This window comes from Winogradskyella litorisediminis, assembly GCF_042675765.1.
Taxonomy (GTDB): domain Bacteria; phylum Bacteroidota; class Bacteroidia; order Flavobacteriales; family Flavobacteriaceae; genus Winogradskyella; species Winogradskyella litorisediminis.
In genome coordinates, this window is the sequence record NZ_JBHTJL010000011.1 from 40,553 (window position 1) to 56,786 (window position 16,234).

General features: G+C 34.0%; 7 protein-coding genes. 1 reads left to right on the forward strand and 6 read right to left on the reverse strand.

From position 1 onward, the window contains the following. Nucleotides 1–106: 106 nt before the first annotated feature. Nucleotides 107–544 carry a TerB family tellurite resistance protein gene (locus tag ACFQ1Q_RS09255; RefSeq protein ID WP_386130340.1) on the forward strand — a complete coding sequence of 146 codons (438 nt, stop codon included), beginning with the start codon at nt 107–109 and terminating at the stop codon, nt 542–544. 123 nt (nt 545–667) lie between these two features. Here ACFQ1Q_RS09255 and uvrB read toward each other — a convergent pair whose 3' ends face one another. The 6 genes from uvrB to ACFQ1Q_RS09285 all read right to left on the reverse strand — a co-directional run bounded on the left by uvrB (nt 668) and on the right by ACFQ1Q_RS09285 (nt 16,162). Continuing rightward, nucleotides 668–2,674 carry an excinuclease ABC subunit UvrB gene (gene uvrB, locus ACFQ1Q_RS09260; protein WP_386130343.1) on the reverse strand — a complete coding sequence of 669 codons (2,007 nt, stop codon included), beginning with the start codon at nt 2,672–2,674 and terminating at the stop codon, nt 668–670. Nucleotides 2,675–2,734: 60 nt separating this feature from the next. Continuing rightward, nucleotides 2,735–5,083: a T9SS type B sorting domain-containing protein gene (locus ACFQ1Q_RS09265; RefSeq protein ID WP_386130345.1), complete on the reverse strand. Its 2,349-nt coding sequence runs from the start codon at nt 5,081–5,083 to the stop codon at nt 2,735–2,737. 74 nt (nt 5,084–5,157) lie between these two features. After that, a complete protein-coding gene (locus tag ACFQ1Q_RS09270; protein WP_386130348.1) occupies nt 5,158–9,996 on the reverse strand; it encodes a choice-of-anchor L domain-containing protein in 4,839 nt (1,612 codons plus the stop codon). Between the two features lie 108 nt (nt 9,997–10,104). Continuing rightward, the gene (locus tag ACFQ1Q_RS09275; protein WP_386130351.1) at nt 10,105–11,883 is read right to left on the reverse strand and encodes a gliding motility-associated C-terminal domain-containing protein; all 1,779 of its coding nucleotides are present in this window, start codon (nt 11,881–11,883) and stop codon (nt 10,105–10,107) included. Between the two features lie 33 nt (nt 11,884–11,916). After that, the gene (locus ACFQ1Q_RS09280) at nt 11,917–15,309 is read right to left on the reverse strand and encodes a T9SS type B sorting domain-containing protein (RefSeq protein ID WP_386130352.1); all 3,393 of its coding nucleotides are present in this window, start codon (nt 15,307–15,309) and stop codon (nt 11,917–11,919) included. 28 nt (nt 15,310–15,337) lie between these two features. Beyond that, nucleotides 15,338–16,162, reverse strand: coding sequence for an ABC transporter permease (locus ACFQ1Q_RS09285; RefSeq protein ID WP_386130355.1), 825 nt, complete (start codon nt 16,160–16,162; stop codon nt 15,338–15,340). Between the last annotated feature and the right edge of the window lie 72 nt (nt 16,163–16,234).

The window sequence follows — 16,234 nt, forward strand, 5'->3', positions numbered from 1 at the left end:
ATTTTAATATAAAATGATAAACGATTGAATTTACCGTTTAAATACATTAAATTTTTCGACAAGATACAGTTTATGACTGACAATAAAATTTTACATCTTCTTAAATTTGTATAGGATACTAAAAACCCTAGGAGAACCCAGAATGATTAATCGTGTTGAAAAATTAAGTTTGTTATCAGAAATGATTGCATTTGCTCAAAAGGACGAAAGCGTCAAATCTATTGAGTATAAATTTTTATTAAGTATAGCCAAACAACTAGAGATTTCTCAAGCTGATTTTGATTACTTGGTAAAACATCCAATTACTTACGAGAATTTAAATTCTCATAGTGAGCGTATTGTTCAATTTCATAGATTAATTTTATTAATGAGCTTAGACCAAAACGCTTCTAAAAAGCAATTGGTTAAGATTCATAATTTTGGATTAAGAATGGGACTTAGTCAAGATTCTATTAGTAGAGTTTTAGATTTAATGGAAAGTTTTCCAAACAAAATAGTTCCACCAGATTTCTTAATAGATATATTTAAGGTTCAGTATAACTGATTAATAACCAGTTTAAAAGACAGTAGTCGTAATATAATTTTTATTTCGAACTTATCCCGATGAATATCGGAATATCAAAAAATAAGAATCACTTTTACTTTGCGCTCCATTACATAAGTAAATTTACTTAACTTTCAACTTTTCTAATCTTTCTTGATAAGCCGCAATTTCATCTCTATAACGTGCAGCTTCCATAAAATCTAATGCCTTTGCTGCCTGTTCCATTTTCTTTCTTGTGTCTCGTATTTTCTTTTCAAGCTCGCCTTTTGTAAGATATTTACTTTCTGGTTCAGCTGCTAATTGCGCATCTAATTCTGTCCTGTAAGTACTTACTGAGTTTTTTGCTAGTGCACTGTCTAAACTTTTCTTTAAGGCTTTAGGTTTTAGATTATGTTTTGTATTATAAGCAATTTGTTTTTCGCGTCTGTATTCTGTTTCATCAATGGTTTGTTGCATACTTTTGGTGATGGTATCAGCATACATAATTGCTTTTCCGTTGAGGTTTCTTGCAGCTCTTCCAACTGTTTGTGTGAGTGAGCGATTACTACGTAAAAAACCTTCTTTATCTGCATCTAGAATAGCGACAAGCGAAACCTCTGGTAAGTCTAAACCTTCACGAAGTAAGTTTACACCAACCAAAACATCAAAAATGCCTTTTCGTAAATCTTGCATAATTTCGACTCGCTCTAAGGTGTCAACATCACTATGAATGTAACGGCAACGGATTGAAATGCGAGTTAAATACTTTACTAATTCTTCTGCCATACGTTTGGTTAATGTAGTAACCAATGTACGCTCGTCTTTTTCTACTCGGACTTGTATTTCTTCAATTAAATCATCAATCTGGTTTAAACTTGGACGTACCTCAATAATTGGGTCTAATAATCCTGTTGGTCTTATGACTTGCTCTACATAAACACCATCGGTTTTTTGCATTTCGTAATCGGCTGGAGTTGCAGAAACATATATGACTTGATTTTGAAGTGCTTCAAATTCTTCAAATTTTAAAGGCCTATTGTCCATTGCAGCTGGTAATCGAAAACCATATTCTACTAAGTTTTCTTTTCGGCTTCTATCGCCACCATACATAGCATGTACTTGAGAAATGGTGACGTGACTTTCGTCAACCACCATTAAATAATCATCAGGAAAATAATCTAATAAACAGAACGGTCGCGTTCCTGGCGCACGACCATCAAGGTATCTTGAATAATTTTCAATACCAGAACAATAGCCTAATTCACGAATCATCTCTAAGTCAAATTCGGTACGTTCTTTAAGTCGTTTTGCTTCAAGATGTTTACCTATATCTTTAAAATAATCGTGCTGTAAAACCAAATCATCTTGTATGTCTTTTATAGCATTGTTTAAAACATCTGGTGATGTCACAAACATGTTTGCCGGATAAATATTCAAACGGTCGTAACGTTCAATAATTTCTCTTGTATGTGGATTAAATGCTTCAATTTCTTCAATTTCATCACCGAAAAAATGAATACGAAAAGCATTGTCTGAATAGCCAGGGAACACATCAACTGTATCGCCTTTAATTCTAAAGTTTCCATTTTTAAAGTCAGCTTCTGTCCGAGAATACAAACTTTGTACCAACATATGAAGTAATTTGGTACGTGAAATTACTTGGTCTCGCTCAACAGAAATTACATTTTTCTGAAATTCCACCGGATTGCCAATACCATATAAGCAAGAAACAGAAGCTACTACCAAAACGTCTCGTCGACCAGAAAGTAGGGAAGATGTTGTACTAAGTCGCATCTTTTCAATTTCTTCATTAATCGATAAGTCTTTTTCTATGTAAACTCCAGAAACAGGAATGTAAGCTTCGGGTTGATAATAGTCGTAATAAGACACAAAATATTCAACCGCATTTTCTGGAAAAAACTGTTTAAATTCTGAATATAATTGAGCTGCTAGAGTTTTATTATGAGCCAAAACCAATGTTGGCCGTTGCACTTCTTCAATTACATTAGCAACAGTAAATGTTTTACCAGAACCAGTTACACCAAGAAGTGTTTGGTAGCGTTCTTTATTTTTTATACCATCCGCAAGCTGTTTAATTGCCTGTGGTTGGTCGCCTGTGGGTTTAAATTCGGATTCTATCTTAAATCGCATATGACAAAGTTACGACAAAGCGTTATTGTAAACGAATGCAAATGATAGCTTAGATTAACTTTAACGCTTTAAAGCAAAATGACCAGTAAACGTTTTGCCATCTCCAAAATTTGCTGAAAACCAATAATCTGAATTTGGTAAGCGATTTCCATTGTAAGTGCCGTCCCAACCAGAGCTATTTGCATTTTGCAGAGTGATGAGTTTTCCAAAACGGTCGAAAATAGACACTTGAAGATTTGGGTATAACTCAAAATTAATACCTTTTAATTGCCAAGTATCATTTTGTCCGTCGCCATTTGGTGTGAAAAATTTTGGAAATCCTAAGACTGAAAATATTTTTGAAGCTATGCCACAACCATTAATATCCCTTACAAATACAGTATGAAATCCAGAAGTAATATTATTGAAAATATTAGAATCTTGATACGGTCCATTTTCATTATCTAGTGCAAATTGATAATTACCTGCACCATCTATTGTTACCGTAATAGTATTGAGGTTGTCAGCGCCAACGACATCTATATTTACATTTTCTGCAATTTCTGACGGATTTACTGTAATATCTCTTGTGTTGCTACATCCGTTTGGGTCGGTGATTATAACTGTATAAACGCCAATTTCATTAATGTCTATAGCAAACGTATTCTGTGCTATAGTGGTACCATTCAATTGCCATTCATAGAAGTAGTTATTTGGTAAATCATTTAAAACGCCACCTTGAAGACGAATAGTTTCAGGAAATGTGTTGGTACAGTAAATGACTGTTTCATCATCTGAAATTTCTGGAGTAAAAAGTACTTCGAGATTAACTTCTGAAATAGCGAAGCAATCATTATTACTGTCAACTCTTACAAATATGGTCTGTGCGTCAGCAACAATATTTTCATACTGAAGATTTAATGGGTTTTGATTAAAAAACGCATCATTTTCAGTTTCGTAATAGGTCACATCAGCGTTTATCGGAATTTGATTTTCAATTGCCATTGTGGCATCATTCAAATTAAAAGTTGTAAAACCATCAATGTCATCAAAGTCACAAGATTCGATTATAGGAATGTTTAATATATTATTAGAAATTTGAAGCACAACCTCTGCTATATCAAAGCAACCAAATGGATTTTCAACGCGAGCAAACACAATTTGATTTGGTATCGTATTTTCAAAACTATTAGGATTTAGAATCGGATTTGTATCGTCTATAGCTTCTTGTTCAGAAAGGAAAAAATCAGTAACATAAAGGTTGTTATCATTGTTGGTAACTGCATCATTGGCAGCAAATAAATCGTAAATCGTTAATCCGTCTTGGTTGCTATCACATTCAATAATTTGAGTATTCGATGCAACAGGATTTGTGGCATACTCAATTATGATTTCTCCATTTGCCACGCAAGAATTATCTAAAGTTACTTCTACAGTATATGTCCCATCTTGTGTGACTTCAAACGTTCCGCAATTGGTACAGCCTATTGGGTCAGATTGCACAAGCATACCATTTCTAAACCAGTCATATCCATTATTACCTGCAATCGTTGCGTCTAATATTAAAGTTTCATTTTCACAAAGCGGATTAAAGCTAGACTGCAAACGGTTTTCTCCCAAATCGCGAGTTAATTCAAAACTTCCAGCTTCGAGAAAAACTGCAGAGTCAAAACGAGCATTAAATTCATCTGCAATGACTAGTTTAATATTGTATTCCACATTAGGAATTAAGGTTGCTGTTGCAACTAATACATCGGTTTGACCGTTGAAGTTTATAGGGGAAACAGTTTGATTAAATTGTCCAAAAAAGTCTTCGTTTAAAGGCGGACAACTTCCCGTAATGCCTGGCGTTACTGTTGTTACTTTTACAGGTGTATTTGTGCCAGGAACTAATGCGACATTTTCATAAGGGTCATTTGTTCCAGCTTCACGAACCAAAAAACCAAATAAATCTGAAAAATTACAAGTGTTTGGATTGTTTTCTTGATATTCTTCTGAGGCAAATAAATATCTAAATGAAATTTGATTAGTAATTGCTGTAAAATTAAATTCAATAATTGTGGCATTTGTGGTTCCAGTTTCTTGAAGCGAAAATTCTAAATCATCATCTCCATTCCAACCAGGTGCGTCATCATCACTCAACGAATTATTTGGTCCTGGAACATTACTTAATCTTCCTGTACTTAAAACGATACCGCGTTCAAATGGAAATGTAGTACCTGTGGCATCAAAAGTCCCATAGCTAAATTCTGTGCCACCAAAATCGCCACTAACTGCATTGGTAACGACTACGTTTTCAATACAATCACTATCAATTAAAATGTCTTCAATGAGTTCTTGCGGTGTTAAAGATTGGCTGTCTACAGTAATGTTTTGAGCCAAACAAAACGTGCAAATAAGTAGGGCGTAGATTAAGGAAATGTATTTCATTCAATTTGCGCTAAAGCGGTGCAAAGATACAGCCTATACTTAATTGCAGATTGTTTGAGGATGTTAAATTTTGATTAACGTTTTAAAGCAAAATGACCTTGAGCAGTAAACTGAATATCTCCACGCTTAACTTCTGCAGACCACCAATAATCAGAAGTTGGCATTGGGTTTCCATTATAAGTACCATCCCAACCCGAAGATGTATGATTTAATTGTTTTAATAATTTGCCATAGCGGTCAAAAATATAAACGATTGTCCCTGGTAAAGCTTCGACACCAATAATATGCCAAGTATCAAAAGCACCATCATTATTTGGGGTCATAAATTTTGGTGCGTCAATAACTAATACCTCTTTTGTAACAGAGCTACATCCGTTACGGTCAAATATCGTTAATGTATGGTATCCTAAAGTCACATTTTCAAAAAAGCCATTGTCTTGTAATGCTCCATCATCTAATTGAAATAGGTAATCTCCGATACCAGATACTGTAATTGTAATGTTATTTGGGTCTGAAAAATCTACAGTTTCAACGACCTCTATATTTGCAGATTCTGAAACAACAGTATTAAATTCTGTAGTCGCAACACAGCCATTTTCTGTTGTAATGGTGACACTGTAACTCCCTGATGTTTCTATTTCAATTGAAGGTGTTATTTCTCCAGTAGACCATAAATATGTATCGCTATTATTACCAGTATTTGCATCAACAATTAAAGGGGAATTTTCTAAGCAAATTGATTGGTCTTGTATGTTAGCAAATGGTAACGGATTAATTATAATATTGAATTGTGTTAGACTAAAACATTGTGTTTGCGTATTTGTCACACGAGCATAAATTGTTTCATTATTTGAAGCATTATAAAAACTTTCTAAAGCGTTTACATTGTTTATGGCTTCAACTTCAGTATTGTAATATGAAACCTCTAAAAAGGTATCGTTTTGATTTCCGATTATCTGTTCATTTTGCGCTTCTAAATCAAAAATTAGTTGTCCATCGGTATCATCGTCACAGTCTTCTAAATCATTCGGCATATTTGCAGTTGGACGTTCATTGATAACTAGCATAAAAGGATATACAAAATAACAATTCGTGTTATTGTCTTGAATACGAGTATAAATGATATCGTTATTTGTTTGATATGTGTAATTATTACTTATTTCATTTTCTGAATTTATGGCATCTTGTTCAGTGGTGTAATAAGAAATTGATATGCCATTAGCGTCATCGACCACTAATTCATCAATTAGACTTAAGTCGTAAGAATTATCATCGTTGTCACATATTTCAATTGCCCCAAAATCATTATGTAATGGTGGCGAAATAACATTCAACTCTATAGGAAGCGTAATAGGGCAATTAAAATCTGTATTAATCACTTTTACATAAACTGTTTGAGGGTTGGATGTATTTTCAAAATTTTCAGGGTTTGAAATTTGATTAATATCTGCCTCAGCATCTTCTTCAGAAAGGAAATATGTTACTTCTATGTTATTTTGTCTTACGTCTAAAATATTTATTTCGGCTTGAGTTAAATCCCAGATAATACTCTCGTCGTAGTCGACGTCACAATCTTCAAAAGGTTGAATTGTTGATACATTTGGTACTGGTACGACATTGATAGTAAATGATGCTTCAGATGTGCAAATTGTACCGTTAGCTATCGTTACAAAAATTTCTTGGGGATTTGTGGTATTGGTAAACGTATTTTCTGTTATTGGATTAGTTTGGTTTTGAAAATCACCAAAATTACGATAGTAAGTAACTATTAAATTTTCAGCTATACCTTCGCTGATTTCAGCAGTTTTTTCATCTAGATTAATTTCAGCAAACGTATCATTTGTGCCATCATCACAAACAAACATGTCAATTGGCTCATTAAATATAGGATTTATGCCAACATTTAAAACAAATGAATCTGTGCCATAACAATTGGCGTCTGTTATGTTTTGAACACGAACATATATGGTTTGCGGATTCTCGGTATTTTCGAAATTACTATTCTTGTCTATTGGGTTGTTTCCTGTTTCGGCATCTTCTGGTGTCAAAAAGTATAATACTTCTTTACCAGTTTGCCCATTTAGAATTTCGTTGTCTTTTGTTCTAAGAAGAAATTCACCAACGTTATCTGTGTTATTTTCACAAAAATTAAAGTCTGAAATTTCAGTGAAAACTGGCAAGGTGTTAACTGTAATAGAAATATTTTCGAGCGAAACACAACCAGTTATGGTGTTTTCAACTCTTGCTACAATTATACTCGTTTGTGCATTATAAGCTTCGGGATTTTCAATGGCGTCAGTATTAGTATTTGCATTTGAAACAGATGTAAAAAAGGTAATACTAGTATCTGCTGTTGATGTTGTAATTTCTGAAATTTTATCTTCAAGGTTAACAATAAAAAAACCGTCTAGGTCATCATCGCAAATAACAATTGGTGTTGGAGAAGATGTCTCTGGTGCAGGATTAACTAAAATTTCAAAACTCGAAGTATCTGCACAAGACGTCTCGTTAGATGTAATTCTTGCAAAAACGGTAAAAGGATTAGTAGTATTCTCGTAAATTGTTGGCAGCGGATTGGTGTTGTCGTCAGCATCTTGTTGAGTTTCAAAATACGTAATGGTATATCCTGTTTGCCCTTCAGTTAATTGCTCGTTATATTCTGATAAGTTAAAATTTCGTATGCCATCTTGGTCAGAGTCACAAACTGTTTGTTGTGGTAAATCTGGAAATTGCTCTATAGATTGTAAGCCTAAAATTATCTCTTCAACTTCTGTGCAAGTTGGACTTGTGAGTGTTAAATAAAGTGTTTGTGGTGTATTAGGAGGAAAATAATCAACAGCTTGGTCAAGTTCATTTATTCCGCTTGTTCTATCATCTTCTGTTTCAAAAAATGCAATAGTAATATCTGGAATATCACCGATTATTTGACTTGCAAGGGCTGCAAGATTAAATGCTTCAGAGTTATCTCCGTCAATATCACATAAAATTGAGTCCGAAAAATCGGGTTCAGAGAGTAATAAATTTGAATGTATTTCTATGGGTAATGTATTTGCACAACCTGTAGAATTATCTACAACTCTGATAAATATAATTTGCTCTGTTTGCGTTGTGTTTTCAAAATTTGTTGGATTAGATATTGGATTATCTCCAGATTCAGCATCTTGCTGGGATGTATGATATGTAACCGTTACGTTGGTTAGACCATTTAAAATATCAGCTTCAACTGAAGTTAAATCAAACTCAGCAAAACCATCGTACTCTGGGTCGCAGGCATCAATATAATAAGGTTCTGCATCATTAAGTTCTGGAGCATCAAGCACTTCAATATCTAAACTTGTTGTTGTGTTACAACCCGAAGCAGGATTTGTAACACTTATAAAAACGGTTTCTGTCGGGTTTATATTTACATATGGCATCGGCAACGCATTACTATTATTGGTAGCGTCTGCTTGTGTGCTGTGATAAGTTACAACCAAACCAGTTTGTCCGTTAGTAATTATATCATCATTTTCGTTGAGGTTTATGGTAGTAATACCGTCGGCAACTTCGTCATCACAAACTTGCATTAAAGGTGGTTGTGTAGCTTCTGGTCTAGAATTAACTACCAATTGAAATTGGTTAAAAGCCAAACAGCCACTATTATTATCTTCTATTCTTACATAAATCAATTGGGGATTTACCTGATTTTGATAATTTCCAGCTACTGGATTATCACCATTTTGGGCATCTGGTAAAGAGGTGTGGTAAGTGACTGTATAATTTCCTGGTGGCACTGAATTTATAGCTTGTGCATTTTTTAAAGCCAAATTAAAAGTTTCAACACCGTCATTACTTAGGTCATCGCACAACTCAAAATCGGTCATTGGTGTTGCACTTTGCGTACTACTCAATTCTATTTCAATTTCGTCATCTATTGTACAGAATACGTTACCAAGTGGTATATTTATTTCAACACGATAAGTTCCAGACTCACTAGCCTCAAAAGTTGGTTGGGTTGCGCCATCAATATTTAAATTGTTTAAATACCATTGATATTGCGCATCAGGATTATTTATATCTCCATCAAGCGTTACAGTGTTAGCACATGATGAGAAATCATTACCTAAATTTACTGTAGGGATAAAGCTATCTGCTTCTATAAATACTGCGGAATCATAATTTCTATCCGTTTGGTCTGCGATAACCAATTTTATATGATAAGCAACATTAGGCGTAATATTAGCCGTTGCTGTCATAACTGTTGTACGACCGTTATAATTAGTATCACCTAGATTAAAACCTGCAAAAAATTCTTCATTTTGAGCTTCGCAAAAACCTTCGATATTAGGTCTAATGGTCATCGTATTAACTGGTGAGCCGTTACCTGGTATTAAAGCGATATTTTGATACGGGTCATTGGTTCCTGCTTCTCGAATAAGAAAAGCAAAACCATCGGAATATTGACATGAGAAGTTGCTAAAATATTCTTCAGAGGCTAAAATATAATTGAATTGTAATGTGTTAGATATTGATGTAAAGTCAAATTCAATTGAAGTCGCATTAAGTGTCTCTGTAATTCCTAATGCATTTTCTAAATCAGAATCTGTTGTCCAAGTCGAATCGCCTTCGTTAAGTTCGTCTGTGTTTTCACCATTACCTGCTGATGTTGCACTTCCGGTAGTTAAAACCATTCCATTAGCAAACGGAAAATTAGAATTTCCTCTTTCAAAAAAGCCAAAACTATTTATGTTTACTACACTACCATTTACCTGAGATTGAACGTTTTCTATAATAATACACTCTGATTGTATTGTGTTTTCGACTAAGTTATTAGGTGTTAGGTTGTCGTCAACCGTTATTTGTTGTGCAAAAACAGATAATCCCAAAAATGAACAAAGACTGAAAAAAATAAAAAATGTATAGCGGTTTTTCATAATCATATTGATAGTGAATCACTTACGGTGAAAACATAATTTTGGTTCACTTCGTCGACAAAATTAACAAAAATTAGATGAAATGCAAATAAAATCGATGAAATACAACTAATAATTAATATAAACCCAACCAACAAGTGGTTGATAATCACCATCGTTGAGGTTTATAATGTAGTAGTAAGTGCCTACAGGAACGAGATTTCCTTTATTTGTGCCGCGATTTGAGATGCCTAGCCATGGCGAAGAATTATCTCCTTCAAAAATTAGAGTACCGTAGCGATTAAATATTTTGAGTTCGTGTGAAGTAAAAATATCATAAAGCCCTTGAATATTAAACCAGTCATTAATAGTATCATCATTTGGCGAAAAACCTTGGGGCACAAATGGTGGACAATTTTCTATCGTTAAGTTAAATTGAAAAATTTCGTAACAAATATCTCTTTCAAGGCGAATAAAGATAGTCTGTGGGTTTTCAAAATTGTTATAGGTTTCATCAGGGTTTATAGCATTTGTATTAGCTTGTAAATCCTCTAAATTTTCGAAGAATTGAAAAATTCCATTTTCAAATTCTGAAAGATTTAAAGTTGCATCAATTAAGTTGAATTCTCCAACTTCAAAACCAATATTACAAGCTAGTAAATCTGAAAGTATTTTAATTTCAGGAATAATTAAAAGAGAAATTTCAGAAAATGTAGAATTGTTATTCTCGTTTGTTTCCGTAATTGTACCATTGCTATTTCCATCATCATCAGCTACGATGGTCAACATAAAATCATCTGGAATAGTTAAAGAAATTTCTAAAATTGTAGTAGCATTTTCAGACTCACCGATTTGTATGTCTGTTGTTGTAAATGCTTGTGCAATTAATATACTGTCTGCATAAAATGCAATTGGCGTATTAGCTGGTAAAATGCCAGTGCTATTTGTGTTGTTAATGCTATAATCTACTTCAATAAATCGACTATCACATTCTAAAAGAATATTGTTAATGTCTACTGTGGCATCAGGTAATTGACTATTTAAAACGGTGATGATGTTATTTATCATCACAAAATCTTGCCCTGAAGTTAGACTAATAGTGGCAGAAGTGTCACCAATTGTAATATTATCCTGAATGTTATACACATCGATATCCATATTAAACAAGTCAATTGCTCCTGTAAAACTATTAGTACCGTTGAAGGCGTTATTTTCCGGATTTAATGGCGGATTACCAATTAAATTTCCATTGATAGTTAGTTGCTCATTTACGGCAAGTGCACGGTCGCCTTCCCAAGCTACAAATCCAATTTTTGCATTGTCGTTGTCTAGAACATTTAGGTTATCTAATGTAACGGTCAACGATTCAGGTACACTTTGTAAGCCGTCATAGATGTTGAGTTGATTAAGTGGCAAATTCTCATCTTCATATATGACAGTTATGGCCCAACCACCAAAATTTGTTCCTGTAGAGCAGTAGCTAGCTATGACATTAGTAAGGTCAAATTCTGAAACTGTATACGTCGTGCTTTGATTGGCTATAATAATATCTGTTACATCAGCAAAGGCAGCAAAAAAAACACGGTCTTCATCGAGTTGTTCGCTAAACGTACGATTAGCGTTTACCGTATTGTTATTAAGTGAAATTTCGAAATCTCCAGTACCTGAGCCGGCCCAATACAGATATGCAGCAATAACAGTTTGATTATTTTCAAGTTGAAGATTTGCTGAAGATGCTGTAAGAATGCTGCAAGTGGCAAACGCTCCGTTTTCAACTAAATTTAAAGTATTCCCAAAAGCTGTATAATCGAACCTGCCATTAAATTGCTGAAATAATCCGATGTCTTGTCCATGCCCAAAAATGGGATAGAAAAACAAAGTAAATATGATATAGCAGGTACGTTTCAAACTAAAGCTTTAAAACGTTGAAGTTAAATAATTTTATCGCTTCAATGCAAAATGGCTAGAAAATCGGCGACCATCTTGTAGGGTAACAGAAAACCAATAATCGCTACTTGGCATCGGGTTACCGTTGTAAGTGCCGTCCCAACCTGTACTTAGCGGGTTTATTTCGCTCAATAATTTCCCATATTTATCGTATATATAAATAATGGTATCTGGTTGAAATTGCTCTGAAATACCCTTTACTTGCCAATAATCGTTTTGGTTGTCTCCATTTGGTGTAAAGAATTTTGGAAAACCAACAACCGATATTAATTCTTCTGCAACACCACAACCATTTCGGTCTCTTACAAAAACAGTATAGATACCTGGTCTCACATTCTCAAACACATTACTTGCTTGATACACACCATTTGGGTCGTCAAGAGAATATTCATAATCGCCTTCTCCAGAAGCTAAAACCGTTACTGTATTATTTTCTGTAGCATCTGTAATTTCAATATTATCAATCGTAGCAATATTTGAAGCCAAAACGGTTACAGTTCGTGTTTTAGAGCAACCGGCAACGTTAGATACTTCGACAGTATAGGTACCAGGCTCATTGATTTCAATTTCTATAGTCGTTTCTCCTGTAGACCAATTGTAATAGTAATTGTTAGGAACATCATCGACAACACCACCGTCAATAGTTATAGATTCAGGGAAATTATTTAAACAGTATAGCGTTTCAAATTCTGTAATGACATTAGGCAATGTTAGCACTTCTAATTCGACTTCATTAATTCCGTAACAATCGTTATTATTTTCGACACGCGCATAGATGATTTGAGAGTTAACTTCTGTATTTGTAAAATTATTAGGCAGTGGATTAGATTCACTTAATGCATCATCAAGAGTTAAATAATACACCAAATCTAGGCCAGTAGGTAAGCCATCTAAAACTTGAGCATCTGCTTGTGATAAATCAAATTCGGTAAAACCATCTTCGATATCGTCAGTATCACAGACACCTAAGTAGGCATCATTAGCCGAAGTTGCACTTACTTCTAACTCAATCTCGCTAAAGCTAAAACAGTCTGTAGTTGTATCAGTAACACGAGCTACAATAATCTGTGGATTTGAAGTATTTTCAAAATTTACTGCATCAATTGGGTCGGTTTCATTCATAGCATCAGTCATGTCCAAATAGTAGGCTACGCTAAAGTTTGCATTTCCACCTGTAATGTCTTCCTCTTTTTCAATAATATTAAAAACTGTTCTGCCGTCAGGCGTGCCATCTTCATCGCATTGAAATAATGAAATATCATTAACCTCTGGAGTTAAATCTACTGTTATGGTGAAACTTCCAGTTGCTACGCATTCATTATTTGAATTATTAACCACGCGATAAAAAACTTGATCGTTAAAAGGCGTGTTTTGATAATTGTTTGTTAATGGGTCATCGCCTGTTAAAGCATCTGCAGCAGAGATATGGTAACTGACTGAGAATGTTGTATTGCTTTGCATACCAAGAGCATCTGCATCTAAAGATGACAAAACAGTTGTTATAACACCATCTGTTGTGTCGCCTTCTAAATCACATTCATCAATATTTGGGATTTGATTAGCTATTGGACTATCAAAAACGTTTAAAAAAAACTGAATGTTTTCTCCTGTATTTGTATCAGTAGTTGTAAAACAGTTTGGGTTTTGAATATTTTCTACTCTAACAAATATGGGCTGATTATTAATTTCATTGGTGAAAGGAAATATAATCTCATTGTTGTCATCATTGGCATCCGACAGATTTCTATAGAATTTAATATTAAAATCTGCAGGATTTTGAGTTCCAATAATATTAGGAATCTGGACATCAAAATCTTGAAACGTAAATTGAGAATCATTTAAATTGTCGTCGCAAACATCTATACTAATATTTTGTGGAGCTGTGTTTGCCGGTGCAAAGGCTTCAACTTGAGAAAAATACTCAACATTAGCCACACCTTCAAAAGTCTCACAATCTCCATTATTTAATTCAATTAAAACCTCGTATAATCCGTTTTGAGTGACTTCATACTCATATGGTATCGTAGGTGTAGGTTGTACATTACCATTAAACGACCAAGTATAAGTTGCTCCAGCAATATTATCTGCCATCAAGGTAAATGAATCGCCATCACATAATGGTAAAGAATTAGTAGTCGTTATGTCAGGAGCATTAATGATATCAATTGTTTCTGTGAAAAATGAAGCAATAAAAGGCGGTAAACCTTGTCTAGAATTATTTATTAGATTAATTCTATTAGCAATGAAATCATAATCACAATTTAGCCCCAATTCGTTAGGGTTTTCAATAAAAGTTAAAAATGGAAGACCATTGTCATAACTTGCGCTTGAAGTTCTATATATTTTACCATCTGGTCCAGTCTGTAACGCAGAACGATAGCCTTGACCTTGGTGAATACGTACTTGACTTCCTTGAATATCAGCAGCAGTTAAATCGAATTGAACTAAAGATGAAAAATGGTTTGCTGGATTATTGTTTTCTGGATTACTTCCAGGATTTACAAAAAAATTGTTATAAGACGAAACGTAAAGCAATTCACTATTTGGCGAAAATTCTATTCCGTATGTAAATAATGCGCCATTAGTTACCGAAGTAATAAATATTGGGGAAGATACATTGGTTACTGTACCTGTTGTTACATCAAAGTCGCAAAGAAACAATCCTTCATCAATATTGGCTATGGCAAGTTTTTCGCCATTCGGAGAAAGTTTTAGATAACCTCTTTGTTCTGATATAGTGGTTCCCAAGGGTGAGGTAACTGAAGTTGTATTTACGCCAGTTGCTGTTACTTCATAAGCGTGAAATGTGTCAAATTGATTTGGAGTATTTGGTGGCGCTGGGTCACCAGTGGCATTGGACAAAGTAATTACCCAAATATTCTCCGAATTACAATCTTTTAAAACCGCACTAATTTTTTCTGAACTATCTCTTAGTAATTGTGTTTCAGAACCTGCAACAACATTTCCTAAGCCGCCATTTAAGGTCATATCTACTTCGTAAAAATGAAAACCTTCATCAGGGTTATTATTAAAAAACGTATCTACTGTAAAAATGTAATAGATATTTGGGTCTTGAGGCTTTGGCACAATGAGTGCAGACTGTGTGCTTGATGGATTTCCTTTTAATCCAAAACCGTTAGGCATTGGGTCACCGTTTCTGTCGTAAACCGTAATTCCGTCGGTATAAAAAAGTAATTGTCCGTTGGTGTCAGAAATACTTGTACAACCTTCGTCAGTGCTTAGGTTGCCAGTTGTTGGCGTTATGGTGCCATCATTATTAAATTGTATGCCCGCACCATCTCCAAAAAACCAATTAGAGGCTTCTTGTTGAGCACTTAAATAATCAGCGAAAAGTAATACCGCAAGTAAAAAAAATATCTTTTTCATATTTGATAAGCAATAGCTATCAAATATATTATAAATCTCGCTTTTTTAATAATCGATAAGACAAAAAGACAAAAAGCGCTGTCCAACCTATAACTATAGCAATTTCACTGAAATGAACAGCGTAGTCGTATGCTAAATCTGCTTTTTCTGGAAATTTTGTCATCATTAATCGTTGTATCGGCTGGTCAATGAGGTTAGACATTGAAGCTAATGGAAAATAGCTTTGTACGTCTAAAGCAAATTCATAATCTGTACGCCAAATAAAAATTCCTGTTATTATCCATTCAACTAACCATAAAACAATAAGAAATGCCAGTGCAAAAGCAGAACGCTTTAGCCACATAGCAAAAAACAAGCACAAGCTAAAAAAGCCTAAAAGCTTCATAAAATAGGCCAATAAAAACTCTACTTCTCTAAAAACAATACTAGCTTCAGTATAGCTAGAATAGTACATACCAATACAAAATGTAGCAACACCGATTAATATCGTAGCAATCAATGAAAACAATACTATAGTAAAGAATTTAGAAAGGATAAATTCTTTTTTACTTAATCCATCAATCAGGTTTTGCTTGAGTGTTTTGTTGCTATATTCATTTCCAATCATACTTACCACAACGATGGCGAAAAAGAATTTAGCAAATGCAGCAAAGTAGGTTGTAATGTGCCAAATGATAGGGAAATTAAAAATTCCTAATTCTCCAAGCTCTAGAGTAAATAACCCAAAGAAATTAATTTTTAAAGAGGATAAAATTAAAACTGTAAATGGCAATACAAATCCTATAAGGATTAAAACCTTACTAGTTCTATTAAGCCAAAGTTTTTGTAATTCTAGTTGTATGAGTCGTATCATTTTGATTGGTATAATTTGATGTAATTTTGGTTTAGTAAAGCGCTTTGACTGCGCTCAGCGTGACATCGTAAA

What these genes read in the sequence shown, in the direction of transcription:
- uvrB (WP_386130343.1), bottom strand. Translation starts at nt 2,674, where the DNA reads ATGCGATTTAAGATAGAATCCGAATTTAAACCCACAGGCGACCAACCA.
- ACFQ1Q_RS09265 (WP_386130345.1), bottom strand. Translation starts at nt 5,083, where the DNA reads ATGAAATACATTTCCTTAATCTACGCCCTACTTATTTGCACGTTTTGT.
- ACFQ1Q_RS09270 (WP_386130348.1), bottom strand. Translation starts at nt 9,996, where the DNA reads ATGAAAAACCGCTATACATTTTTTATTTTTTTCAGTCTTTGTTCATTT.
- ACFQ1Q_RS09280 (WP_386130352.1), bottom strand. Translation starts at nt 15,309, where the DNA reads ATGAAAAAGATATTTTTTTTACTTGCGGTATTACTTTTCGCTGATTAT.
- ACFQ1Q_RS09285 (WP_386130355.1), bottom strand. Translation starts at nt 16,162, where the DNA reads ATGATACGACTCATACAACTAGAATTACAAAAACTTTGGCTTAATAGA.